This window comes from uncultured Arthrobacter sp., assembly GCF_964021775.1.
Lineage (GTDB): Bacteria > Actinomycetota > Actinomycetes > Actinomycetales > Micrococcaceae > Arthrobacter.
Genome location: NZ_CAXHZI010000012.1, coordinates 59,864 through 81,361 on the forward strand (window position 1 = coordinate 59,864; position 21,498 = coordinate 81,361).

Below are 21,498 nucleotides of genomic sequence, written 5' to 3' on the forward strand. Positions count from 1 at the left end.
AATTAGACGCGGCGGCGCTTCGGCGGGCGGCAGCCGTTGTGCGCGCTGGGGGTTACGTCCTGGATGGACCCAACCTCGAGGCCAGCGGCCTGCAGTGAACGGATGGCGGTCTCGCGTCCGGATCCCGGTCCCTTGACGAACACGTCAACCTTGCGCATGCCGTGCTCCTGTGCACGCTTTGCGGCGGCTTCGGCGGCCATCTGGGCAGCGAACGGGGTGGACTTACGGGAGCCCTTGAAGCCAACCTCACCGGACGAAGCCCAGGAGATGACAGCACCGTTCGGGTCCGTGATGGACACGATGGTGTTGTTAAAGGTGCTCTTGATGTGCGCCTGGCCCAGCGCGATATTCTTCTTGTCCTTCTTACGCGGCTTGCGAACCGCGCCACGAGTCTTCGGGGGCATTATTTCTCCTACAGAAAGTTATGGGGGGAAGCCGAGCTAATCCCGAGGGATTTAGCGGGCCTTCTTCTTGCCTGCGACGGTGCGCTTCGGACCCTTGCGGGTACGGGCGTTGGTCTTGGTGCGCTGTCCGCGCACTGGCAGGCCCTTGCGGTGGCGAATACCTTCGTAGCTGCCGATTTCAACCTTGCGGCGGATGTCAGCGGCCACTTCGCGGCGAAGGTCACCCTCAACCTTGTAGTTGCCTTCAATGTAGTCACGCAGCTGAACCAGTTCGGCGTCAGTCAGGTCCTTGACCCGGACGTCAGCGCTGATGCCGGTGGCAGTCAGGGTTTCGTGTGCACGGGTCTTGCCCACGCCGTAGATGTAAGTAAGCGCAATTTCCAGCCGCTTTTCGCGGGGAATGTCTACGCCAGCGAGACGAGCCATAGTGGCAGTGCTCCTTGAATAAACCGGAGGTCGTAGGCAGTACACCCGTACAATCCGTACGGCCCCAGCCTCCGACCGGGGGTTAGCTGTCCGGACTCGTTGTTGCTCAGTGTCCCAGATCAGCTTGTGCTGCCTTTATTTACTTGCGTGGGTTAGCAACCCAGGGTTTCCTATGAAGGAAATTAGCCCTGGCGCTGCTTGTGGCGCGGGTTCTCGCAGATCACCATGACCCGGCCATTACGGCGGATCACTTTGCACTTTTCGCAGATCTGCTTAACGCTCGGCTTGACCTTCATGGCGTTCCTTTGCGTGTTGCAGTTGGTCAGCTGGACCGGCCCGTAGCTGGTGCTTTGGCCGGCCAGTGTTTACTTGTAGCGGTAGACGATACGACCACGTGTCAGGTCGTACGGGCTCAGCTCCACCACTACCCGGTCCTCAGGGAGAATCCTGATGTAGTGCTGGCGCATCTTTCCAGAGATGTGTGCCAGAACGATGTGCTTGTTGGTGAGCTCAACGCGAAACATCGCGTTAGGCAGCGCCTCGGTCACAACGCCCTCGATCTCAATGACCCCGTCCTTCTTGGCCATACCCTCCGCTAACTGTTGTTGCCACAGCCCCTCCGGCTTGCACCGGCGATCACTGCGGACGTTTTTTGATTGCTTGGCTGAAGCCTCCGGCCCACAAAAGGGCACAACAGGGCAGACAACCAACAGTCAACACTACGGCATTGCGGGCCGAATGTTAAATCCAGCCATGCTAGCGCACTCCGTCCCCGTATGCACGAAACCGCCCCGCCGGCGTCTCAACCTCCGCCGCTGCCGCGATCCCGTCCAGGATGGCCAGCCGGACGACGTCGGCTGCCGCACTCTGCAGGGTAATCGGGCTCAGCTGCCGTGCGGACTCGGTGCCGCGGTCCAGCGCGACAGCCCCCGTCGCCAGGCAGAAGACCGTGTCGCCGTCGGCCAGGGTATGGCTGGGGTTCAGGGCCCGGGCCAGGCCGGCGTGCGAGGCCGAGGCTGTCCGCTTGCACTCGGCCTTGTTCAGGACCGCGTTCGTTGCGACGACGACGAGTGTCGTATTCAAGGGCGGCGCGGCATCCGCCGACGGGGAATCGGGAACCCGGAAGCGCGCGTCTAAGGGAGGAACGACCGAGCGCGCGGAGGGTTCGGGATTCCCCGCCGGCACCACAAACGGGAGTCCCAGGGCGTTTACTACCGCTATTGCTCCGACAACCACCGGCCCGTCTGCCGAGATGTTAGTTAGGGTGATCGAGGCTGTGCCGACTCCGCCCTTGAACTGGCCCCGGCCGATTGCTGCTCCGGCGCCGGCGCCGACGTTGCCTCTTTCGACGTCGTGCCCGTCCGGGCGGGAGGCGGCATCCGCGGTGGCGGCGTAGCCCATGTCGGCGTCGGGGCGGGCGGCGAAGTCGCCGCCGCGGCCCAGATCGAAGATCGCGGCTGCCGGGACGATCGGCACCACACCGCCGGGCACCGCGAAGCCTCTCCCCTGCTCCTCGCACCAGCGCTGGGCGCCGTGCGCGGCCGCCAGCCCGAACGCGCTGCCGCCGGTGAGCACAACGGCGTCGACGGCGGTGCTCAGCGTGGTGGGGTCCAGCGCATCGGTTTCGTGCGTTCCGGGGCCGCCGCCACGGACGTCAACCGAGCCGGTGGTCCCCGGCGGCGGAAGCACCACGGTGACGCCGCTCAGCCAGCCGGCCCCGGTCCGGGACGCATGGCCGACGCGGATTCCGGGCACGTCTGTAATCGCTGTCATGGCTCCATTGTGCGCCGCACTTCCGGGCAATACCCGGCGGCGATCTCCGCGTCCGCAGGCGAACTCTATGGAATACTGCAACCAACAATAGGTAAACGGGCAAGGAAGCCTGACATAACAAAGCTCTGACAAGGCCTTGTGCGGGGTTCCGCCCACCAACAGTGTGGTGAAGTGTAGTTGATCCCCCGCCCAACTGCCTGCCATTGGCAGGCCTGGATCCGTTAGAGACTCCTATGACTAGACAATTGACTGACCGTCCTGCGGCTACCGCCGGGACCGTCACACCGGGCCAGCGCAGGGGACGCTGGTCCGCCCGGACCCGCAGGGACTTCATCGTGTTCCTTGCGCTGGCCCTGCCGAACCTGGCGTTGATAGCGGTGTTCACCTACCTCCCGCTCATCAACAACATCTACTACTCCACGCTGGACTGGACGCTGGGCTCCGCCTCCGCCACGGTCGTCGGCTTCGACAACTACATCAACTTCTTCACCAGCGCGGATGCCCCCAAGGTGCTGGGGACCACGGCCGTCTTCACCCTCATCACGGTGGGCGGCTCCATGGTCCTGGGACTGCTGGTGGCCCTGGCGCTGAACTCCAAGGTCCGCGGGACCACCTTCGCCCGGTCCGCTGTCTTCGCCCCCTACGTCCTCAGCGGGGTCGGCGTCGGGCTGGTCTGGCTGTTCATCTTCGACCCCGGCTACGGCGTGCTGTCCTGGCTGCTCCGCGGGATCGGCCAGCAGAGCCCGCAATGGATCAATGACCCCCAGCTCTCCCTGGTCATGGTGATCATCGTCTACGTCTGGAAGAACCTCGGCTACTGCGCCGTCGTCTACCTCGCCGGCCTGCAGTCACTGCCGCAGGACGTCATGGAAGCCGCCTCGCTGGACGGCGCCAACGGGTTCCGCCGCTTTATCAGCATGTCCGTCCCGCTGCTGTCCCCCACCACCTTCTTCCTCCTCATCACCACGATGCTCAGTTCCCTGCAGGCGTTCGACCTGATCCGGATCATGACCCCGCTGGGCAACGGCACCTCCACCCTGATCTACGAGGCCTACCTGCAGGCCTTCGGCGCCTTCAACCGCGCCGGCTACTCGGCGTCCATCTCCGTTGTCCTCTTCGCGATCCTCCTGATCATTACCGTGCTGCAGGTGCGGTTCGTAGAACGGAAGGTGCACTACTCGTGAGCACTCTCTCCCCCGTCAACCCGGATCCGGCCGCCAACGCCGGGCCGGCCGCCGGTCCCGAGGCTCCGCTGCAGCGCCAGCGGCCTTTTTCCCGCGCCAACCTGGTCCAGACCATCGCCGGTGGCTACGTCCCGCTCATCCTTGCCACGCTCGTGGTGGTCCTTCCGCTGCTCTGGATGGTGCTGAGTTCCTTCAAGCAGCCCGGCGAGATCGTCACGATGGACCTGAAGATCCTGCCGGAGAGCGTAAACCTGGACAACTACCACGTCGCGATGACCACGGTGCCGTTCGCGCGGTTCTTCATGAACAGCCTGATCGTCACCACCGTGGGCGCCACCGTGAAGGTCATCCTGGCCATCCTCACGGCCTACGCCCTGGTCTTTGTGCGCTTTCCCTTCAAGAACGTCATTTTTATTGTCATCCTGGTCGCTCTCATGGTGCCGCCGCAGGTGTCCATCCTGCCGAACTACATCCTGATTGCGGGCATGGGCGGGAAGAACACCCTGTGGGGGATCATCCTTCCGGGGCTGGGCACCGCGTTCGGCACGTTCCTGCTGCGCCAGCACTTCATGACGCTCCCCGGCTCCATCCTGGAGGCGGCCGAGATCGACGGCGCGGGGCACTGGCGGCGGCTCTGGCAGGTCGTCGTCCCGGTCTCCGGCCCCTCCATTGCGACCGTCGCCCTGGTCACCGTGGTGAGCGAATGGAATGACTACATCTGGCCGCTTATCATCACGGACCGGCCGGAGACCATGACGCTGCCGGTGGGCCTGACCCTCCTGCAGAATTCGGAAGGCAACGGGTCCGGCTGGGGCATCCTGATGGCCGGCGCGGTACTGGTGATCGTTCCGATCCTGCTGGTCTTCGCCGCACTGCAGCGCTACATCGTGGCCGGCCTCACCCAAGGCAGCGTCACCGGATGACGCCGCTGAGGCATCGGGCCGACGGTCCCCAAAGCATCCCAACATCACAACGAGTCACCACTTTTGAGAGGATCCACCATGGCAATTAATCTTGACCGCAGACACTTCCTTGGCCTGGCCGGCGCGGGCGCAGGAGCCGCGGCACTGGCGGCCTGCGGCGGCCCCACCACGGGAGGCGGCGCCGCGGCCACCGGCACGGCGGACATTGACTTCAGCGGCGTGAAGCCTGCCTCGTCCATTGATTTCTGGACCAACCACCCGGGCAAGTCCCAGGAGGTTGAAAAGGCGATCATCGAAAAGTTCCAGGCGAAGTTCCCGGAGATCAAGGTCAACCTGATCACCGCCGGCGCCAACTACGAAGAAATCGCGCAGAAGTTCCAGACGTCCCAGGCCGCGAAGTCGGCCCTGCCGGGCCTCGTGGTGCTCTCCGATGTGTGGTGGTTCCGGTACTTCACCAACGGCAACATCATCCCGCTCAACAGCCTGATCAAGCAGCTGGACATCAAGGTGGACGACTTCCAGAAGTCGCTCGTCGCGGACTACCAGTACGCCGACAAGCAGTGGGCGCTCCCCTACGGCCGCTCCACCCCGCTGTTCTACTACAACAAGGACCACTTCAAGGCCGCGGGCCTGCCGGACCGGGCACCGAAGACCTGGCAGGAGTTCGGCGAATGGGCCCCGAAGCTTAAGGCGAGCTCCGGCGCGCAGTACGCCTACATCTACCCCGCGCTGGCCGGCTACGCCGGCTGGACCCTGCAGAACAACCTCTGGGGCTGGGGCGGTAGCTGGTCCAACGAGTGGACCATCAACTGTGATTCCGCCGAGTCGGTGGAGGCTCTCCAGTGGGCCCAGGATTCGATTTACAAGGACAAGTGGGCCGGTGTTTCCTCCAAGGAGGCCGCGGACGACTTCGCCGCCGGCATCACCTCCACCACGATCGCCTCCACCGGTTCGCTGCTGGGTGTGCTCAGCTCGGCCAAGTTCAACGTCGGCGTCGGCTTCCTGCCGGGCGGTCCCAAGAATGAAACCGGAGTCTGCCCCACCGGCGGCGCCGGGCTGGGCATCCCCAGCGGTGTCAGCAAGGAGGTCCAGCTCGCCGCGGCAACCTTCCTGAAGTTCATGACCGAGCCGGAGAACACCGCCGCGTTCTCCGCCGCCACCGGCTACATGCCGACCCGGACCTCCGCCGACATGACCGCGGTGCTCGCCAAGACGCCGCAGATCAAGACGGCCATCGACCAGCTCGCGGTCACCCGGGTGCAGGACAACGCCAGGGTGTTCCTGCCGGGCGCGGATCAGGAGATGGCCAAGGCGGCCGCGGCGATTCTCACCCAGCAGGGCGACGTCAAGGCCACCATGACCGCGCTCAAGGGCACCCTCGAGGGGATCTACAACAAGGACGTGAAGCCGAAGCTGAAGAGCTGACGCTGCGTTCCCTGCCTGAGGATACGACGAATCCCTGGCGATGCTGGAATACCAGCGTCGCCAGGGATTCGTTGTATCGCGGGGGTAATGCCCGACGCCGTGGCCGCCGCGAAGGGGACGCTTAGGGAATCGGGACGGGCACGACGCCGAGCGGCGCCAGCTTCGCGGCTCCCCCGTCCGGCGCGGAGAGCACCCAGATGCCCTTTTCGTGTACCGCGACGGAGTGCTCCCACTGGCAGGACCGCTTCCCGTCCGTGGTGACGACGGTCCAGTCGTCCTCAAGGGTGGCGGTTTCGATGCTGCCGCGGACCAGCATGGGTTCGATGGCCAGGCACAGCCCGGGACGGATCTTGGGCCCGCGGTGACCCGTTCGGTAGTTCAGCACGTCCGGCGCCATGTGCATCTCCGAACCGATGCCGTGGCCCACGTAGTCCTCCAGGATGCCGAGCGGTTTGCCCGGCACCGAGGATACGTAGTCGTCCACGGCGTTGCCGATGTCGCCGACGAACTTGCCGGTGGCCAGCGCCGCGATGCCGTGCCACATGGCCGCCTCGGTGACGTCGGAGAGCCGCTGGTCCTCCGGGTCGGCCGTTCCGACAATGACGGTCCGGGCCGAGTCGGAGTGCCAGCCGTCCACGATCGCGCCGCCGTCGATCGAGATGATGTCCCCGTCCTGCAGGACGCGGTCGCCCGGGATGCCGTGCACCACCTCCTCGTTGACCGAGGCGCAGATGGTGGCCGGGAAGCCGTGGTAGCCAAGGAAGTTGGACTTCGCCCCGGCGTCCTGCAGCACCCCGGCGAAGACGGCGTCGAGGTCGCGGGTGGTCACTCCGGGGACGGCTGCAGCCACGGCGGCGTCGAGCGCGCGGCTCAGCACCAGCCCGGCTTCATGCATGGTCCGCATCTGGGCGTTGGTCTTGTATTCAATGCGGGGCTGGCCGAATGCCATCCTCAGCGTCCTTTCGGTGGTGCCGCGCGGCCCGGTGACGGGTGCACGGACAAATGGCTGAGGCTCCTCCCGGCAATGCGGGAGGAGCCTCGGTAGTCACGGGCCCGGATCAGGCGGACTGTGCCGCTTTGATGGCCTGCATCACGCGGTCGGTGACCTCGTCGATGCCGCCGATGCCGTCGACCTGGGTGAGGATGCCGCGCTCGGCATACTTGGCCACCACGGCTTCGGTCTGGCCGTGGTAGAGGTCCAGCCGGTGCCGGATGACGGCTTCATTGTCATCGCTGCGGCCGGTGTCCTTCGCGCGCCCCAGCAGGCGGGTGACGAGTTCCTCGTCGTCGGCCGTGAGCTGCAGGACGACGTCGAGCACCTGGCCCCCGTCGGCGAGGATCCCGTCGAGGTAGTCCACCTGCGCGGTGGTGCGCGGGTAACCGTCCAGCAGGAAGCCGGCTTCGACGTCGGACTCGGTGAGGCGGTCCCGGACCATCTTGTTGGTCACGCTGTCCGGGACGAAGTCGCCCGCGTCCATGTATTTCTTGGCTTCGATGCCGAGCGGCGTCTCACCCTTGACGTTGGCACGGAAGATGTCGCCGGTGGAGATCGCAACAACGCCGAGGCGCTCCGAAATACGTTCCGCCTGTGTCCCCTTGCCGGAACCGGGAGGTCCGATAATCAACATTCTCGTCATCGCAAAAGCCCTTCGTAGTGACGCTGCTGTAGCTGCGCATCAATCTGCTTGACGGTCTCCAAACCTACGCCCACCATGATCAGGATCGAGGTGCCGCCGAACGGGAAGTTCTGGTTGGCGTTGATCAGGACCAAAGCAATCAGCGGGATCAGGGCCACAAAGCCCAGGTAGATCGCGCCGGGCAAAGTGATCCTGGAAAGCACGTACTGCAGGTAATCCGCGGTCGGCTTGCCGGCACGGATACCCGGAATGAAGCCGCCGTACTTCTTCATGTTGTCAGAAACTTCCTCAGGGTTGAAAGTGATCGCAACATAGAAGTAAGTGAAGAACACAATCATGGCGAAGTACAGGGCCATGTAGATGGGGTGGTCGCCGCGGGTCAGGTTGTTGTTGATCCACTCGACCCAGGGAGCCACGGGCTCGCCCGGCTTGGGCTGGTTGAACTGTGAGATCAGGCCCGGCAGGTACAGCATCGAGGAGGCAAAGATGACGGGCACGACGCCGGCCATGTTCACCTTGATGGGGATGTAGGTGCTGGTGCCGCCCACGGTGCGGCGGCCGATCATGCGCTTGGCGTACTGCACCGGGATGCGGCGCTGGGACTGCTCAACGAAGACAACCAGCGCCACGGTCAGCAGGCCGATGACCAGGACCATAAAGAAGGTGCCCGGGCCCTGGGCGGTCCAGATGGCGCCGAGGGAGGTGGGGAAGCCGGCGGCGATCGAGGTGAAGATGAGCAGCGACATGCCGTTGCCCACGCCCTTCTCGGTCACGAGCTCGCCCATCCACATGATCAGGCCGGTTCCGGCCGTCAGGGTGATGATGATCAGGATCGTGGTGACGATGCTGGAGTCCGGGATGATCGGCAGCTGGCAGTTCGGCAGCAGCTGGCCGGAGCGCGCCAGCGACACCAGCGTCGTGGCGTTCAGCAGGCCCAGGGCGATCGTCAGGTAACGGGTGTACTGCGTCAGCTTGGACTGACCCGAGGCGCCCTCGTCGTAGAGCTGCTGGAACCGGGGAATGACCACACGGAGCAGCTGGACGATGATGCTCGCCGTGATGTACGGCATGATCCCGAGCGCGAAGATTGAGACCTGCAGCAATGCACCGCCGCTGAACAGGTTGACGAGCTGGTAAATCCCGCCCGAGGTCTGACCGTTCTGCAAGCATTGCTGGACATTCTGGTAGTTCACACCAGGCGAGGGGATGAAGGCACCCAAGCGGAAGATTGTGATGATTCCCAGCGTGAACAACAACTTGCGTCGCAGATCAGGCGTGCGAAAGGCCCGGCCAAATGCGCTAAGCAAGCGTCCTCCTGAGTAATAAGTAAAGTCGTGTGAGATAGGTCAAATAAACCCAACAACCGAGTCTAACGGGTGGATGTGCCCGGCGAACAATCGGCATGGCCCGGAAAATGAAAAAACTCCCGGCACCGGGGGCCTGAGCCCCACGGTGCCGGGAGTTTCAACAACGGGCGAGTGCCCCGCCGCCTCGTTAGAGGGCGGTGGTGCTTCCGCCTGCTGCAGCAATCTTTTCTGCGGCGCTGGCCGAGAATGCGTGGACGGTGACGTCAACCTTGACGGTGATGTCGCCGGTGCCCAGCACCTTGACGGGCTGGTTCTTGCGAACGGCACCCTTTTCGACCAGGTTCTCCACGGTGACTGCGCCACCTTCCGGGAACAGCTCGTTGAGCTTGTCCAGGTTTACAACCTGGTACTCAACCCGGAACGGGTTCTTGAAGCCGCGCAGCTTCGGCAGGCGCATGTGCAGCGGCAGCTGGCCGCCGGCAAAGCCAGCCTTGATCTGGTAGCGGGCCTTCGTACCCTTGGTACCGCGACCGGCGGTCTTACCCTTGGAACCTTCACCACGACCAACGCGGGTCTTGGCGGTCTTGGCACCCGGGGCGGGACGCAGGTGGTGAACCTTCAGTGCGTTCTGCTTCTCAGCAGCGGCGCCCTGTGCCTTCTCGGCGGTGTTCTTCTCTGCCATTTACTTCGCCTCCTCTACCTTTACCAGGTGCGGAACCGTGTTGAGCATTCCGACGGTCACGGCGTCGGCGGTGCGGACAACGGTGTGTCCGATCCGCTTCAGGCCGAGGGACCGAAGGGTGTCGCGCTGGTTCTGCTTGCCGCCAATGGCGGACTTGATCTGAGTGATCTCCAACTGAGCGTCGGAGGGAATCAGGTTCTTAGCCATGACTCAGACACCTGCCTTCTGGTTCAGGAGCGCCTTCACCATTGCCGGCGGAGCGATCTCGTCGAGCGGGAGGCCGCGGCGTGCTGCCACTGCTGCCGGCTCTTCGAGGCGCTTCAGTGCATCAACGGTCGCGTGGACGATGTTGATGGCGTTGGAGGAACCGAGCGACTTGGAGAGGATGTCGTGGATGCCCACGCACTCCAGTACTGCACGGACCGGACCGCCGGCGATAACACCGGTACCGGCGGAAGCCGGACGCAGCATAACAACGCCTGCGGCGGCCTCACCCTGAACGCGGTGCGGGATGGTGCTGCCGATGCGCGGAACGCGGAAGAAGGACTTCTTGGCCTCTTCAACGCCCTTTGCAATGGCGGCGGGAACTTCCTTGGCCTTGCCGTAGCCGACGCCGACCATACCGTTGCCGTCACCGACGACGACGAGGGCGGTGAAGCTGAAGCGACGACCACCCTTGACGACCTTGGAAACACGGTTGATGGTTACGACGCGCTCTACGAACTGGCTCTTCTCGGCTTCGCGGCCGCCGTCGCGGCCACCACGGCCACCACGGTCGCCACGGCCCTGGCCGCGGTCGCCACGCTCGCCACGACGGGCGCCACCACGGCGGTCGTCAGTGGTAGCAGGCGCAGCGGTCTCAGCTGCCGGAGCAGCTACAGCTTCAGTCACCTGAATGTCCTTTTCGTTATTTTCGGTCACAGTGCCAGCCCACCTTCACGTGCGCCGTCAGCGACGGCGGCGATCCGGCCGTGGTACTTGTTACCACCGCGGTCGAAGACAACAGCTTCGATCCCTGCAGCCTTGGCGCGCTCGGCAACGAGCTCGCCAACGCGCTTGGCCTTGGCGGTCTTGTCACCGTCGAATGCACGAAGGTCGGCTTCCAGAGTGGACGCGCTCGCTACGGTCAGGCCCTTGGTGTCATCGACAACCTGGACGAATACGTGGCGTGCGGAACGGTTGACGACCAGACGCGGACGTACAGCCGTACCGGAGATGCGCTTGCGGATACGAAGCTGGCGGCGGCTGCGCTGGGCAGACTTGCTCTTGTTCGTACGCTTCTTGTTAATTGCGATGGCCATGGTTACTTACCAGCCTTTCCGACCTTGCGGCGGATGACTTCGCCGGCGTAGCGGATGCCCTTGCCCTTATAGGGGTCCGGCTTCCGCAGCTTGCGAATGTTGGCAGCAACCTCGCCGACCTGCTGCTTGGAGATACCTGAAACAGAGAGCTTGGTCGGGGTCTCAACTGCAAAGGTGATGCCGTTCGGCGCCGAGACGCTAACCGGGTGGCTGTAGCCCAGAGCGAACTCCAGGTCAGAACCCTTGGCCTGGACGCGGTAACCGGTACCGACAATCTCAAGCTTCTTCTCGTAGCCTGCGGTAACGCCCTGGATCATGTTGGCGATCAGGGTGCGGGTCAGGCCGTGCAGCGAACGGGAGGCGCGCTCGTCGTTCGGGCGGGCGACAGTCAGGGTGCCATCTTCCAGGGTGACCTCGATCGGGCTGGCCACAGTGTGGCTCAGCTCGCCCTTGGAACCCTTGACGCTGACGACAGAGCCGTCAACCTTGACCTCAACGCCGGCAGGAACGGTGATGGGGAGACGTCCAATACGTGACATTATTCTCTTCCTTTCCCGTTACCAGACGTAAGCGAGGACTTCGCCGCCCACGCCCTTCTTGCCGGCCTGCTTGTCAGTCAGGAGGCCGGAAGAGGTGGACAGGATTGCGATACCCAGGCCACCCAGCACGTGCGGCAGGTTGGTGGACTTTGCGTAAACGCGCAGCCCCGGCTTGGAAATACGACGAACACCAGCGATGGAACGCTCGCGGTTCGGACCGAACTTGAGCTCGAGGGTCAGCTTCTTGCCAACCTCCGCGTCTTCTTCCTTCCAGGAGGCGATGAAGCCTTCTGCCTTCAGGATGTCAGCAACGCGTGCCTTGAGCTTGCTGTAAGGCATAGACACGGAATCGTGGTATGCCGAGTTTGCATTGCGCAGACGCGTAAGCATATCTGCGACAGGATCTGTCATAGTCATGTGGGCTCTTGCCCTTCCTCATAACGGTTTCCGCTGTCCTGGCAACAGAGCCAGTCAGCCGGACCTTTTACGTAGCTAGATTAATCTTCGGTCTTGAACGGGAAGCCAAGCGCCTTGAGCAGCGCGCGGCCTTCGTCGTCGGTCTTGGCAGTGGTCACGACAGTGATGTCCATACCGCGAACGCGGTCAATGGAATCCTGGTCGATCTCGTGGAACATAACCTGCTCGGTCAGACCGAAGGTGTAGTTGCCGTTGCCGTCGAATTGCTTGCCGCTGAGGCCCCGGAAGTCGCGGATACGCGGCAGTGCCAGCGTGACCAGACGGTCCAGGAATTCCCACATGCGGTCGCCACGCAGAGTTGCGTGCGCACCGATCGGCATGCCTTCGCGCAGCTTGAACTGTGCGATCGACTTGCGGGCCTTGGTTACCTGCGGCTTCTGGCCGGTGATCAGGGTCAGATCGCGGACGGCGCCGTCGATCAGCTTGGAGTCCTTGGCGGCATCTCCAACACCCATGTTCACAACGACCTTCACCAGACGGGGAACCTGGTTGACGTTCTCGTACTTGAATTCCTCAACGAGCGAGCTCTTGATGGAATCCGCGTACTTGGTCTTCAGACGAGGAACGATCTTGCTTGCCGGAGTCTCGAGAGTCTCAGTCATTAGATGTCCTTCCCTGAGCTCTTGGCCACGCGGACACGCACTTCACGCTTCACGCCATCGCGCTCAACGGTCTCGGTGCGGAAACCGACGCGGGTGGGCTTCTTGGTGGAGGGGTCAACCAGAGCCACGTTGGAGATGTGGATTGAAGCCTCAACGACCTCGATGCCACCGGTCTTGGTGCCGCGCTGCGACTGACCGACCTTGGTGTGCTTGGTTACGCGGTTAATGCCTTCGACCAACACGCGGTTGGTTTCCGGGAATACGCGCAGAACCTTGCCCTGCTTGCCACGGTCGCCGCCGCGCTCAGCCTTGGCGCCAGTGATGACCTGAACGAGGTCACCCTTTTTGATCTTAGCCATGGACTAGAGCACCTCCGGAGCCAGAGAAACGATCTTCATGAACTTCTTATCGCGAAGTTCACGACCAACCGGTCCGAAGATACGGGTACCGCGGGGGTCACCGTCGTTCTTCAGGATCACAGCTGCGTTCTCGTCAAACTTGATGTAGGAACCATCCGCACGGCGGCGTTCCTTCTTGGTACGGACGATGACAGCCTTGACGACGTCGCCCTTCTTTACGTTGCCGCCCGGAATTGCGTCCTTGACGGTAGCGACGATCACGTCGCCAATGCCTGCGTAGCGACGGCCAGATCCACCGAGAACGCGAATGGTAAGGATTTCCTTAGCACCCGTGTTGTCGGCGACCTTGAGTCGCGACTCCTGCTGAATCACTATCTACTCCTTGCGTCGCGCCGGTTCTCAGACCGAAAATCTTCCTACGGAATGAGCCTTGCGGAACGGTTGATCGGGGTGTCTCTTGACCTGCCTGGATTTTGCCAGACCAGGCCTAAACGCCCGTGCCAAAAACAGTTGCTTCCCGGGCGCGCGGGGCGCGAGGGGGCACTATGCCGTGGCACGATTGTTTACGAGGTTGATGATGACGCACGAAAGGCGCCATACAAACTCAAAATCTTAGCACGGCCCGGGCCCCTGCGTTGAATCGGCCAATACCATAGACCCTCCCGCACGTTTGGCACGTCCTGCCCCGACGCTCCCTCACATCCGGCACGCCCTGCCCCGACGCTCCCTCACATATGGCCGGCGTCCGACCAGTTGGCGACCACACCTGAGGTAGCGTCCCCCAACGACACGCAAAACCTGAGGGAGCGTCCCCCAGAAACGCGCCAGAGGTGAGGGAGCGTCTGGGGAGGGCTGCGCGGGGCCGCGGCGGGCCCTGGGAACGAGGAAACCCCCGCTCCCAGGAGGGAACGGGGGTTTCGGCGCAGACCCCTCGCGGGGGAGCTGCAGGTGTTACTTGGCCTTCTCGAGGATCTCCACCAGGCGCCACCGCTTGGTAGCGGACAGCGGGCGGGTCTCGGCGAGGAGAACGAGGTCGCCGATGCCGGCGGAGTTCTCTTCGTCGTGAGCCTTGATCTTCGTGTTGCGGCGCATAACCTTGCCGTAAAGGGCGTGCTTCACGCGGTCTTCGACCTGGACAACGATGGTCTTTTCCATCTTGTCCGAGACGACGTAGCCGCGCTTCGTCTTACGGTAACCGCGCTCGTCAGCCTTGGCTGCGTCGGAAACAGTTTCCGTCACGTTCTCGTCCTTTTCACTCACTTGGCATCCTCCTCGGTCTCAACCGTTTCAGCCTTGTCAGCCTTCTTGGTTGCAGCCTTCTTGGACTTCTTTTCTTCCTTGGCTTCCACAACCGGTGCGGCAACCTCGGCACGAATGCCCAGCTCGCGCTCACGGAGAACGGTGTAGATGCGTGCGATGTCCTTCTTTACCGCGCGCAGACGACCGTGGTTCTCCAGCTGTCCGGTGGCGGACTGGAAACGCAGGTTGAACAGCTCTTCCTTGGCCTTGCGGAGTTCTTCAACGAGACGCTCGTTGTCGAAACCGTCCAGCTGTGCGGATGCAAGTTCCTTGGATCCTACTGCCATTTCTACTCACCACCTTCGCGACGCACAATGCGTGCCTTCAACGGCAGCTTGTGGATTGCCAGGCGCAGGGCCTCGCGAGCTACCTCTTCACTGACACCGGAGAGTTCGAAGAGAACCCGGCCCGGCTTGACGTTTGAGACCCACCATTCCGGAGAACCCTTACCGGAACCCATGCGGGTTTCGGCCGGCTTCTTCGTCAGCGGACGGTCCGGGTAGATGTTGATCCAGACCTTGCCGCCACGCTTGATGTGGCGGGTCATCGCGATACGGGCAGATTCGATCTGACGGTTGGTGACGTAGGCCGGGCTCAGAGCCTGGATACCCCACTCACCGAACGAGACCTCGGTGCCGCCCGTGGCAGCGCCGGAACGACCCGGGTGGTGCTGCTTACGGTGCTTTACTCGACGCGGGATAAGCATTTAAGCCTGTCCTCCTTCTACTGCCGGTGCAGCTGCTTCGACAGCCGGAGCTTCGGCAGCAGGAGCTGCGTCGGCGGCCGGGCGGTCGTTACGACGACGGCGGTCACCACGGTCAGCGCCACCCGGGCGGCCCGGACGATCGCTGGCACCACGGCCGCGGGACGGAGCAGCAGCTGCCTGCTGAGCCAGTTCCTTGGCGGTGACGTCACCCTTGTAGATCCAGACCTTCACGCCGATGCGGCCGAAGGTGGTCTTGGCCTCGTAGAAGCCGTAGTCGATGTTCGCGCGGAGGGTGTGCAGGGGCACACGGCCTTCGCGGTAGAACTCCGAGCGGGACATTTCTGCGCCACCCAGTCGACCCGAGCAAGCGATACGGATGCCCTTGGCACCGGCACGCTGTGCGGACTGCATTGCCTTCTTCATCGCACGGCGGAAAGCCACGCGGGAAGTCAGCTGCTCTGCAACGCCCTGGGCAACAAGCTGTGCTTCCATCTCGGGGTTCTTGACCTCGAGGATGTTCAGCTGGACCTGCTTGCCCGTGAGCTTTTCGAGCTCGCCGCGGATGCGGTCTGCTTCGGCGCCGCGGCGGCCGATGACGATGCCCGGACGTGCCGTGTGGATATCCACGCGGACACGGTCGCGGGTGCGCTCGATCTCGACCTTGGCGATGCCGGCGCGCTCCATGCCCGTGGACATGAGCTGGCGGATGCGGATGTCTTCGCGAACGAAGTCCTTGTACCGCTGGCCGGACTTGGTGCTGTCGGCGAACCAGTGCGATACGTGATCGGTGGTGATACCGAGTCGGAACCCGTGCGGGTTAACTTTCTGTCCCACTTAGCGAGCCTCCTCTTTCTCCGGGGTAGCGACTACCACGGTGATGTGGCTCGTGCGCTTCTTGATCTGAAATGCACGACCCTGGGCACGCGGCTGGAACCGCTTCATGGTCGGGCCTTCATCAACAAACGCTTCGCTGATGATGAGGTCACCTTCGTCAAACGCCACGCCGTCGCGGTCCGCGAGGACCCGGGCGTTGGAGATTGCCGACTGAACTACCTTGAATACCGGCTCAGAAGCTGCCTGCGGGGCAAACTTCAGAATTGCCAGAGCCTCGTTCGCTTGCTTACCACGAACAAGGTTGACGACGCGCCGGGCCTTCATAGGCGTTACGCGGATGTGACGCGCAATTGCCTTGGCTTCCATTGCTTTCCTTCTCTCGTCTTTGACGTAAGTGCAGGCGCCTAGCGGCGCTTGCCCTTACGGTCGTCCTTGACATGGCCGCGGAATGTCCGCGTGGGAGCGAATTCGCCGAGCTTGTGCCCGACCATCGACTCAGTGACAAACACCGGGATGTGCTTGCGTCCGTCGTGCACGGCGATCGTGTGGCCGAGCATGTCGGGGACGATCATCGAACGGCGGGACCAGGTCTTGATGACGTTCTTGGTGCCCTTTTCGTTTTCCCTGGCTACCTTCACAAAGAGGTGCTGGTCAACGAAAGGACCTTTTTTCAGGCTGCGTGGCATGTGTCCAGGCTCCTATCGCTTGTTCTTGCCAGTACGACGGCGACGAACAATAAGCTTGTCGCTCTCTTTGTTGGGACGGCGGGTGCGGCCTTCGCGCTTACCGTTCGGGTTGACGGGGTGACGTCCACCGGACGTCTTACCCTCGCCACCACCGTGCGGGTGGTCGACCGGGTTCATGGCGACACCACGGACGGTCGGGCGGACGCCCTTCCAGCGCATACGGCCGGCCTTGCCCCAGTTGATGTTCGACTGCTCGGCGTTGCCGACCTCGCCGACGGTTGCGCGGCAGCGCACGTCAACGTTGCGGATTTCGCCGGAAGGCAGACGCAGCTGGGCGAAACGGCCTTCCTTGGCAACAAGCTGGATCGACGCGCCGGCGGAGCGGCCCATCTTGGCGCCGCCACCCGGACGCAGTTCGACTGCGTGGATTACGGTACCGACCGGGATGTTGCGCAGCGGCAGGTTGTTGCCGGGCTTGATGTCAGCGTCGGCACCTGCTTCCACGGTGTCACCCTGGGACAGCTTGTTCGGGGCGATGATGTAACGCTTGGTGCCATCAACGTAGTGCAGGAGGGCGATGCGAGCCGTGCGGTTCGGATCGTACTCGATTTCGGCAACGCGGGCGTTGACGCCGTCCTTGTCGTGGCGACGGAAGTCGATCAGACGGTACTGACGCTTGTGTCCACCACCCTTGTGACGGGTCGTGATCTTACCGGTGTTGTTACGGCCACCCTTTTTCGGGAGGGGACGTACCAACGACTTTTCCGGCGTCGACCGCGTGATTTCGGTGAAGTCCGCTACGCTCGAGCCACGACGGCCCGGGGTAGTCGGCTTGTATTTACGGATTCCCATAATTTATTTCCTCGTTAAAGTGGTCTCCGCTACGAGAGCGGACCGCCGAAGATGTCGATAGTGCCTTCTTTGAGGCTCACAATGGCACGCTTGGTGTTCTTGCGGGTACCCCATCCGAATTTGGTGCGCTTGCGCTTACCGGCACGGTTGATGGTGTTGATCGATTCGACCTTGACGGAGAAAATCTTCTCCACGGCCAGCTTGATCTCGGTCTTGTTCGAGCGGGGGTCCACCAGGAAGGTGTACTTGCCCTCGTCGATCAGGCCGTAGCTCTTTTCCGAAACGACGGGTGCAAGCACGACGTCGCGCGGGTCTTTGATGGTGGCTGCGCTCATTTGGCATCCTCCTCGTTCTTTGCAGCCTTGTCAGCAACGAATGCTTCGTAGGCAGCCTTGGTGAAGACTACGTCGTCAGAAACGAGCACGTCGTAGGTGTTCAGCTGGTCTGCGTACAGAACGTGAACATCCTGGAGGTTGCGCACGGAGAGTGCAGCAACATCGTTGGCGCGGTCGATGACAACGAGCAGGTTCTTGCGCTCGGAGACGCCACGCAGCGTTGCCAGTGCTTCACGGGAGGACGGCTTGGTGCCGGCTACCAGTTCAGCAACGACGTGGATGCGGCCGTTACGGGCGCGGTCAGAGAGAGCGCCGCGCAGGGCAGCAGCAATCATCTTCTTGGGGGTGCGCTGGCTGTAGTCACGCGGCGTCGGGCCGTGGACGATGCCACCACCGGTCATGTGAGGAGCACGGATGGAACCCTGACGGGCGCGGCCGGTGCCCTTCTGCTTGAACGGCTTGCGACCTGCACCGGAAACCTCGGCGCGGGTCTTGGTCTTGTGGGTACCCTGGCGAGCAGCAGCGAGCTGTGCAACGACGACCTGGTGCAGCAGCGGCACGTTGGTCTGTACGTCGAAGATCTCTGCAGGCAGGTCAACCTTGACAGTGCTAGTCATTGAACTAGGCTCCCTTCACGGCGGTGCGTACGAGTACGACCTGGCCGCGGGCGCCGGGGACGGCACCCTTGATCAGGAGCAGCGACTTCTCGACGTCAACCGCGTGGACCGTGAGGTTCAGCGTGGTGTGACGAACGGCGCCCATGCGGCCGGCCATTTTCATGCCCTTGAAGACGCGGCTCGGGGTGGATGCGCCACCGATAGAACCGGGCTTACGGTGGTTCTTGTGGGCACCGTGGGAAGCTCCAACGCCGTGGAAGCCGTGACGCTTCATAACACCGGCGAAGCCCTTACCCTTGGTGGTGCCAACGACGTCGATCTTCTGGCCGGCTTCGAAGAGCTCAACGGAGAGCTCCTGGCCCAGCTCGTAAGAGTCAGCATCTGCAGTGCGCAGTTCTACGACGTGGCGGCGAGGCGTGACGCCTGCCTTTTCAAAGTGACCAGCCAGCGGCTTGGTGACCTTGCGGGGGTCGATCTGGCCGTAGCCGATCTGAACGGCGACGTAGCCATCAGTCTCTGCGTTGCGCAGCTGCGTGATGACGTTCGAGTCAGCCTGGACCACAGTGACGGGGATGAGCTTGTTGTTCTCGTCCCAGACCTGGGTCATGCCGAGCTTCGTGCCCAGCAGGCCCTTTACGTTACGGGTTGCGGTCATAGTCTCTCAGCACCTCCCTACAGCTTGATTTCGATGTTCACGTCGGCCGGCAGGTCGAGACGCATGAGCGAATCGACAGCCTTGGGCGTGGGATCGATGATGTCGATAAGACGCTTGTGCGTGCGCATTTCAAAGTGCTCGCGGCTGTCCTTGTACTTGTGCGGAGAGCGGATTACGCAGTAAACGTTCTTCTCCGTCGGCAGCGGCACGGGGCCAACTACAGTTGCGCCTGCGCGCGTGACCGTCTCAACGATCTTCCGTGCTGAAACGTCAATGACCTCGTGGTCGTATGACTTCAGCCGGATGCGGATTTTTTGTCCCGCCATGTCGCCTGACTCTCTTTCAGTCTGTGCTTCCCCTGATTAGGGCTGCCCTGTTCACTTACTCGTTGTATGGCTGCCGAAGCATTTGAAGTCGTAACTACCATCAGCCGCACAAGCTGAATCCGGATGATTCCGGGTTCCTCAACCTGCCGGCCAACCGACCCCCGCGGTCGGGCGTGTCGCGCTTTGCACGCATACTCGTCCGCAAATCCTTGGGAAGTGGGTTATGTTTGGGCTCTGACCTGGACCCTGACACCCGGCATTATCCGGATCGGGACGCGAAAGAGCGCTTGAACAACTCATCTAGTATGCCGGAATTAATCCGCAGAAGCCAATCAGCCCCCCCCGACGGCGGCCCGCACCTGCCCTAACCGGCGCCCTTCCGGGCGCCCTGTCATTGCCTTCAGCAACAGTCAATACGAAGATAGGGGCATGACCGTGCAGGATTCACCCGCCGTCCAGGCCCTCGCTGCCAAGCTGCGGCCCGGCTTCCTGCTGGGAGTGGCCTCCGCGGCCTTCCAGATCGAAGGCGCCCTCGCGGCCGGGGGCCGCGGCCCTTCCGGCTGGGACGCCTTTGCCGAAAAGCCCGGCAGCATCCAGGACGGCCACTCCCCCGCCGTCGCCTGCGACCACTACAACCGTTCCGACGAAGATATCCGGCTGATGCGCGACCTCGGCATCGACTCGTACCGCTTCTCCATCTCCTGGCCGCGGATCCAGCCGGACGGCACCGGGCCGTTCAATACCGAGGGCCTCGACTTCTACGACCGGCTGATCGACCGGCTCCTCGAGGCCGGCATTTCCCCGATGGCCACGCTGTACCACTGGGACACGCCGCTCCCGCTGGAGCAGCGGGGCGGCTGGATGAACCGGACGACGGCGGAGCGTTTCGCCGAGTACAGCGCAGCCGCCGGCGCCAGGCTCGGCGACCGGGTAGCCCAGTGGGTGACCCTGAACGAGCCGGCCTCCGTCACCCTCAATGGCTATGCCTTGGGCGTGCACGCGCCCGGCCACGACCTGCTGTTCGACGCCCTGCCCTCGGTCCACCACCAGCTCCTGGCCCACGGACTCGCCGTGCAGGCGTTGCGGGCCGCGGGCGTGACCGGCGCGGTGGGCGTCACCAACCTGCACTCCCCCGTCCGGCCGGCGTCGGGCTCCGTCACGGACCGGCTGCTGGCGAAGGTCTTCGACCTGGGGTTGAACCGCATCTACGCCGACCCGATCCTGCTCGGCACCTACCCCAAGCCTCCGCTGGTGGCTCGGCCCTGGTTCCGTTCGCTCGGCAAGATCTCCGACGCAGACCTGCGCACCATCCACCAGCCATTGGATTTCTACGGCCTGAACTACTACTACCCGGTGAAGGTGGCCACCGGCCGTGGCCCCGCGGACAGCCCGGTCGGCACGGCCGAGGCGATGCTGCGGTTGCCGTTCCACTTCGCCGCCTTCCCGGAGTACGAGACCACCGGCTTCGGCTGGCCGGTTGCCCCCGACCACCTCGGCGCACTGCTGCGGGAAATGAAGGACCGGTACCGCGACGCGCTCCCGCCGCTGTACATCACGGAGAGCGGGGCGAGCTTCCCGGAACCGGACCATGTGGACGGGCCGCTCCCCGACGTCGGGCGGATCAACTACCTCGCCGACCATCTGGGCCACGCCCTGGCGGCGACCGCCCCCGGCGGGGTCGCTGACGACGTCGAACTTCTGGGCTATTACGTCTGGACCCTGATGGACAACTTCGAATGGGCGGCCGGCTACTCCCAACGCTTCGGCCTGGTGCACGTGGACTTCGACACCCAGGCGCGGACCCCGAAGGAGTCCTACTACTGGTACCAGGCGCTCAGCCGTGCCCGGCCGGAAACACGCCCCCGCTGACCGGCCGGGCTACCAACCGCGCTGCTAGCGGTTCTTGTTGGCGCGGTCGATGAGCTTTGCGCGCTCGATCTCATGCCGGAAGTACCTCTTGGCCCACAGGCCGCCCGCGACGACGGCGGCCAGCACCGCCAGGAAAATGATCCATTCCATGCCGGACTCCTTTCTTCACCGCCCACGGTAGCAGGAGGTTAAACAGAACAGCCCCGCTGCAGTGCAGCGGGGCTGTTCTGTTCGTCACGGCGGCCGTCAAACGACCGGACCGATCAGGAGTTCAAGCTCA

General features: G+C 63.3%; 33 protein-coding genes. 4 read left to right on the forward strand and 29 right to left on the reverse strand.

Annotated elements, in window-relative coordinates; genetic code table 11:
• Nucleotides 1-2 precede the first annotated feature (2 nt).
• From rpsK to ABIN76_RS11655, 5 genes are all read right to left on the reverse strand, one after another.
• Nucleotides 3-404 carry a 30S ribosomal protein S11 gene (gene rpsK / locus ABIN76_RS11635; protein WP_018773682.1) on the reverse strand — a complete coding sequence of 134 codons (402 nt, stop codon included), beginning with the start codon at nt 402-404 and terminating at the stop codon, nt 3-5.
• 51 nt (nt 405-455) lie between these two features.
• On the reverse strand, nt 456-830 hold the full coding sequence (gene rpsM, locus ABIN76_RS11640; protein WP_346959871.1) for a 30S ribosomal protein S13: 375 nt from the start codon (nt 828-830) through the stop codon (nt 456-458).
• Between the two features lie 182 nt (nt 831-1,012).
• Nucleotides 1,013-1,126: a 50S ribosomal protein L36 gene (gene rpmJ, locus ABIN76_RS11645; RefSeq protein WP_009358722.1), complete on the reverse strand. Its 114-nt coding sequence runs from the start codon at nt 1,124-1,126 to the stop codon at nt 1,013-1,015.
• Nucleotides 1,127-1,195: 69 nt separating this feature from the next.
• On the reverse strand, nt 1,196-1,417 hold the full coding sequence (gene infA / locus ABIN76_RS11650) for a translation initiation factor IF-1 (RefSeq protein WP_009358723.1): 222 nt from the start codon (nt 1,415-1,417) through the stop codon (nt 1,196-1,198).
• Between the two features lie 169 nt (nt 1,418-1,586).
• Nucleotides 1,587-2,603, reverse strand: a complete 1,017-nt coding sequence (locus tag ABIN76_RS11655) for a P1 family peptidase (protein ID WP_346959872.1) — start codon at nt 2,601-2,603, stop codon at nt 1,587-1,589.
• 233 nt (nt 2,604-2,836) lie between these two features.
• Here ABIN76_RS11655 and ABIN76_RS11660 point away from each other — a divergent pair, with 233 nt between their 5' ends.
• The 3 genes from ABIN76_RS11660 (at nt 2,837) to ABIN76_RS11670 (ending at nt 6,135) form a co-directional block, all read left to right on the forward strand.
• The gene (locus tag ABIN76_RS11660) at nt 2,837-3,787 is read left to right on the forward strand and encodes a sugar ABC transporter permease (protein ID WP_346959873.1); all 951 of its coding nucleotides are present in this window, start codon (nt 2,837-2,839) and stop codon (nt 3,785-3,787) included.
• Nucleotides 3,788-3,855: 68 nt separating this feature from the next.
• On the forward strand, nt 3,856-4,710 hold the full coding sequence (locus ABIN76_RS11665; RefSeq protein ID WP_346959884.1) for a carbohydrate ABC transporter permease: 855 nt from the start codon (nt 3,856-3,858) through the stop codon (nt 4,708-4,710).
• A 78-nt stretch (nt 4,711-4,788) separates the two neighbouring features.
• Nucleotides 4,789-6,135 carry an ABC transporter substrate-binding protein gene (locus ABIN76_RS11670; RefSeq protein WP_346959874.1) on the forward strand — a complete coding sequence of 449 codons (1,347 nt, stop codon included), beginning with the start codon at nt 4,789-4,791 and terminating at the stop codon, nt 6,133-6,135.
• A gap of 121 nt (nt 6,136-6,256) precedes the next feature.
• Here the strand turns inward: ABIN76_RS11670 and map are convergent, their stop codons facing one another.
• From map to rpsJ, 23 genes are all read right to left on the reverse strand, one after another.
• A complete protein-coding gene (map, locus tag ABIN76_RS11675; RefSeq protein WP_346959875.1) occupies nt 6,257-7,084 on the reverse strand; it encodes a type I methionyl aminopeptidase in 828 nt (275 codons plus the stop codon).
• A gap of 109 nt (nt 7,085-7,193) precedes the next feature.
• Nucleotides 7,194-7,763, reverse strand: a complete 570-nt coding sequence (locus tag ABIN76_RS11680; protein ID WP_346959885.1) for an adenylate kinase — start codon at nt 7,761-7,763, stop codon at nt 7,194-7,196.
• 5 nt (nt 7,764-7,768) lie between these two features.
• Entirely contained in the window at nt 7,769-9,079 is a 1,311-nt protein-coding gene (secY, locus tag ABIN76_RS11685) for a preprotein translocase subunit SecY (protein WP_346959876.1), read from the reverse strand.
• Between the two features lie 187 nt (nt 9,080-9,266).
• On the reverse strand, nt 9,267-9,761 hold the full coding sequence (rplO, locus tag ABIN76_RS11690) for a 50S ribosomal protein L15 (RefSeq protein ID WP_011692793.1): 495 nt from the start codon (nt 9,759-9,761) through the stop codon (nt 9,267-9,269).
• The gene (gene rpmD / locus ABIN76_RS11695) at nt 9,762-9,968 is read right to left on the reverse strand and encodes a 50S ribosomal protein L30 (RefSeq protein WP_056626615.1); all 207 of its coding nucleotides are present in this window, start codon (nt 9,966-9,968) and stop codon (nt 9,762-9,764) included.
• Nucleotides 9,969-9,971: 3 nt separating this feature from the next.
• Complete coding sequence (gene rpsE / locus ABIN76_RS11700; RefSeq protein ID WP_346959877.1) at nt 9,972-10,652, reverse strand: 30S ribosomal protein S5; 681 nt, start codon at nt 10,650-10,652, stop codon at nt 9,972-9,974.
• 26 nt (nt 10,653-10,678) lie between these two features.
• Nucleotides 10,679-11,062, reverse strand: a complete 384-nt coding sequence (rplR, locus tag ABIN76_RS11705) for a 50S ribosomal protein L18 (RefSeq protein WP_018773674.1) — start codon at nt 11,060-11,062, stop codon at nt 10,679-10,681.
• 2 nt (nt 11,063-11,064) lie between these two features.
• Nucleotides 11,065-11,601: a 50S ribosomal protein L6 gene (gene rplF / locus ABIN76_RS11710; protein WP_175321177.1), complete on the reverse strand. Its 537-nt coding sequence runs from the start codon at nt 11,599-11,601 to the stop codon at nt 11,065-11,067.
• Nucleotides 11,602-11,619: 18 nt separating this feature from the next.
• On the reverse strand, nt 11,620-12,018 hold the full coding sequence (rpsH, locus tag ABIN76_RS11715; RefSeq protein ID WP_056737814.1) for a 30S ribosomal protein S8: 399 nt from the start codon (nt 12,016-12,018) through the stop codon (nt 11,620-11,622).
• An 80-nt stretch (nt 12,019-12,098) separates the two neighbouring features.
• Nucleotides 12,099-12,680, reverse strand: coding sequence for a 50S ribosomal protein L5 (gene rplE / locus ABIN76_RS11720; protein WP_056425240.1), 582 nt, complete (start codon nt 12,678-12,680; stop codon nt 12,099-12,101).
• Entirely contained in the window at nt 12,680-13,039 is a 360-nt protein-coding gene (rplX, locus tag ABIN76_RS11725) for a 50S ribosomal protein L24 (protein WP_066436866.1), read from the reverse strand. The genes rplE and rplX overlap by 1 nt, the downstream gene beginning before the upstream one ends.
• Nucleotides 13,040-13,042: 3 nt before the next feature.
• Nucleotides 13,043-13,411, reverse strand: a complete 369-nt coding sequence (gene rplN / locus ABIN76_RS11730) for a 50S ribosomal protein L14 (RefSeq protein ID WP_003803789.1) — start codon at nt 13,409-13,411, stop codon at nt 13,043-13,045.
• Nucleotides 13,412-13,990: 579 nt separating this feature from the next.
• Complete coding sequence (rpsQ, locus tag ABIN76_RS11735; protein ID WP_056737811.1) at nt 13,991-14,299, reverse strand: 30S ribosomal protein S17; 309 nt, start codon at nt 14,297-14,299, stop codon at nt 13,991-13,993.
• On the reverse strand, nt 14,296-14,625 hold the full coding sequence (rpmC, locus tag ABIN76_RS11740) for a 50S ribosomal protein L29 (protein ID WP_011692802.1): 330 nt from the start codon (nt 14,623-14,625) through the stop codon (nt 14,296-14,298). Before rpmC ends, rpsQ begins: the two co-directional genes overlap by 4 nt.
• A 2-nt stretch (nt 14,626-14,627) precedes the next feature.
• Nucleotides 14,628-15,044 (reverse strand): 50S ribosomal protein L16, encoded by a 417-nt coding sequence (gene rplP / locus ABIN76_RS11745; RefSeq protein ID WP_138768571.1) that lies wholly within the window; start codon nt 15,042-15,044, stop codon nt 14,628-14,630.
• The gene (rpsC, locus tag ABIN76_RS11750; RefSeq protein WP_307034729.1) at nt 15,045-15,878 is read right to left on the reverse strand and encodes a 30S ribosomal protein S3; all 834 of its coding nucleotides are present in this window, start codon (nt 15,876-15,878) and stop codon (nt 15,045-15,047) included. It lies immediately after the preceding gene.
• The gene (rplV, locus tag ABIN76_RS11755) at nt 15,879-16,244 is read right to left on the reverse strand and encodes a 50S ribosomal protein L22 (protein WP_003803798.1); all 366 of its coding nucleotides are present in this window, start codon (nt 16,242-16,244) and stop codon (nt 15,879-15,881) included. It lies immediately after the preceding gene.
• A 38-nt stretch (nt 16,245-16,282) separates the two neighbouring features.
• On the reverse strand, nt 16,283-16,564 hold the full coding sequence (rpsS, locus tag ABIN76_RS11760; protein WP_018773666.1) for a 30S ribosomal protein S19: 282 nt from the start codon (nt 16,562-16,564) through the stop codon (nt 16,283-16,285).
• A gap of 12 nt (nt 16,565-16,576) precedes the next feature.
• Nucleotides 16,577-17,416, reverse strand: coding sequence for a 50S ribosomal protein L2 (gene rplB, locus ABIN76_RS11765; RefSeq protein WP_226774755.1), 840 nt, complete (start codon nt 17,414-17,416; stop codon nt 16,577-16,579).
• Nucleotides 17,417-17,445: 29 nt separating this feature from the next.
• A complete protein-coding gene (gene rplW / locus ABIN76_RS11770) occupies nt 17,446-17,751 on the reverse strand; it encodes a 50S ribosomal protein L23 (RefSeq protein ID WP_018773664.1) in 306 nt (101 codons plus the stop codon).
• Nucleotides 17,748-18,368 (reverse strand): 50S ribosomal protein L4, encoded by a 621-nt coding sequence (rplD, locus tag ABIN76_RS11775; protein ID WP_138768569.1) that lies wholly within the window; start codon nt 18,366-18,368, stop codon nt 17,748-17,750. Before rplD ends, rplW begins: the two co-directional genes overlap by 4 nt.
• A 4-nt stretch (nt 18,369-18,372) precedes the next feature.
• The gene (rplC, locus tag ABIN76_RS11780) at nt 18,373-19,023 is read right to left on the reverse strand and encodes a 50S ribosomal protein L3 (protein WP_003803812.1); all 651 of its coding nucleotides are present in this window, start codon (nt 19,021-19,023) and stop codon (nt 18,373-18,375) included.
• 17 nt (nt 19,024-19,040) lie between these two features.
• Entirely contained in the window at nt 19,041-19,349 is a 309-nt protein-coding gene (gene rpsJ / locus ABIN76_RS11785) for a 30S ribosomal protein S10 (protein WP_003803825.1), read from the reverse strand.
• 429 nt (nt 19,350-19,778) lie between these two features.
• Between rpsJ and ABIN76_RS11790 the strand changes: the two genes are divergently transcribed.
• Nucleotides 19,779-21,218 carry a GH1 family beta-glucosidase gene (locus ABIN76_RS11790; protein ID WP_346959878.1) on the forward strand — a complete coding sequence of 480 codons (1,440 nt, stop codon included), beginning with the start codon at nt 19,779-19,781 and terminating at the stop codon, nt 21,216-21,218.
• Nucleotides 21,219-21,242: 24 nt separating this feature from the next.
• Here ABIN76_RS11790 and ABIN76_RS11795 read toward each other — a convergent pair whose 3' ends face one another.
• Nucleotides 21,243-21,368 (reverse strand): hypothetical protein, encoded by a 126-nt coding sequence (locus ABIN76_RS11795; protein ID WP_346959879.1) that lies wholly within the window; start codon nt 21,366-21,368, stop codon nt 21,243-21,245.
• Nucleotides 21,369-21,498: the final 130 nt, after the last annotated feature.

Bases quoted from the DNA above. Each gene is read 5' to 3' on its own strand.
- rpsK (WP_018773682.1), bottom strand. From the start codon at position 404: ATGCCCCCGAAGACTCGTGGCGCGGTTCGCAAGCCGCGTAAGAAGGAC.
- rpsM (WP_346959871.1), bottom strand. From the start codon at position 830: ATGGCTCGTCTCGCTGGCGTAGACATTCCCCGCGAAAAGCGGCTGGAA.
- rpmJ (WP_009358722.1), bottom strand. From the start codon at position 1,126: ATGAAGGTCAAGCCGAGCGTTAAGCAGATCTGCGAAAAGTGCAAAGTG.
- infA (WP_009358723.1), bottom strand. From the start codon at position 1,417: ATGGCCAAGAAGGACGGGGTCATTGAGATCGAGGGCGTTGTGACCGAG.
- ABIN76_RS11655 (WP_346959872.1), bottom strand. From the start codon at position 2,603: ATGACAGCGATTACAGACGTGCCCGGAATCCGCGTCGGCCATGCGTCC.
- ABIN76_RS11660 (WP_346959873.1), top strand. From the start codon at position 2,837: ATGACTAGACAATTGACTGACCGTCCTGCGGCTACCGCCGGGACCGTC.
- ABIN76_RS11670 (WP_346959874.1), top strand. From the start codon at position 4,789: ATGGCAATTAATCTTGACCGCAGACACTTCCTTGGCCTGGCCGGCGCG.
- map (WP_346959875.1), bottom strand. From the start codon at position 7,084: ATGGCATTCGGCCAGCCCCGCATTGAATACAAGACCAACGCCCAGATG.
- ABIN76_RS11680 (WP_346959885.1), bottom strand. From the start codon at position 7,763: ATGTTGATTATCGGACCTCCCGGTTCCGGCAAGGGGACACAGGCGGAA.
- rplO (WP_011692793.1), bottom strand. From the start codon at position 9,761: ATGGCAGAGAAGAACACCGCCGAGAAGGCACAGGGCGCCGCTGCTGAG.
- rpmD (WP_056626615.1), bottom strand. From the start codon at position 9,968: ATGGCTAAGAACCTGATTCCCTCCGACGCTCAGTTGGAGATCACTCAG.
- rplR (WP_018773674.1), bottom strand. From the start codon at position 11,062: ATGGCCATCGCAATTAACAAGAAGCGTACGAACAAGAGCAAGTCTGCC.
- rplF (WP_175321177.1), bottom strand. From the start codon at position 11,601: ATGTCACGTATTGGACGTCTCCCCATCACCGTTCCTGCCGGCGTTGAG.
- rpsH (WP_056737814.1), bottom strand. From the start codon at position 12,018: ATGACTATGACAGATCCTGTCGCAGATATGCTTACGCGTCTGCGCAAT.
- rplE (WP_056425240.1), bottom strand. From the start codon at position 12,680: ATGACTGAGACTCTCGAGACTCCGGCAAGCAAGATCGTTCCTCGTCTG.
- rplX (WP_066436866.1), bottom strand. From the start codon at position 13,039: ATGGCTAAGATCAAAAAGGGTGACCTCGTTCAGGTCATCACTGGCGCC.
- rpmC (WP_011692802.1), bottom strand. From the start codon at position 14,625: ATGGCAGTAGGATCCAAGGAACTTGCATCCGCACAGCTGGACGGTTTC.
- rplP (WP_138768571.1), bottom strand. From the start codon at position 15,044: ATGCTTATCCCGCGTCGAGTAAAGCACCGTAAGCAGCACCACCCGGGT.
- rplV (WP_003803798.1), bottom strand. From the start codon at position 16,244: ATGGAAGCCAAGGCAATTGCGCGTCACATCCGCGTAACGCCTATGAAG.
- rpsS (WP_018773666.1), bottom strand. From the start codon at position 16,564: ATGCCACGCAGCCTGAAAAAAGGTCCTTTCGTTGACCAGCACCTCTTT.
- rplB (WP_226774755.1), bottom strand. From the start codon at position 17,416: ATGGGAATCCGTAAATACAAGCCGACTACCCCGGGCCGTCGTGGCTCG.
- rplW (WP_018773664.1), bottom strand. From the start codon at position 17,751: ATGAGCGCAGCCACCATCAAAGACCCGCGCGACGTCGTGCTTGCACCC.
- rplD (WP_138768569.1), bottom strand. From the start codon at position 18,368: ATGACTAGCACTGTCAAGGTTGACCTGCCTGCAGAGATCTTCGACGTA.
- rplC (WP_003803812.1), bottom strand. From the start codon at position 19,023: ATGACCGCAACCCGTAACGTAAAGGGCCTGCTGGGCACGAAGCTCGGC.
- rpsJ (WP_003803825.1), bottom strand. From the start codon at position 19,349: ATGGCGGGACAAAAAATCCGCATCCGGCTGAAGTCATACGACCACGAG.
- ABIN76_RS11790 (WP_346959878.1), top strand. From the start codon at position 19,779: ATGACCGTGCAGGATTCACCCGCCGTCCAGGCCCTCGCTGCCAAGCTG.
- ABIN76_RS11795 (WP_346959879.1), bottom strand. From the start codon at position 21,368: ATGGAATGGATCATTTTCCTGGCGGTGCTGGCCGCCGTCGTCGCGGGC.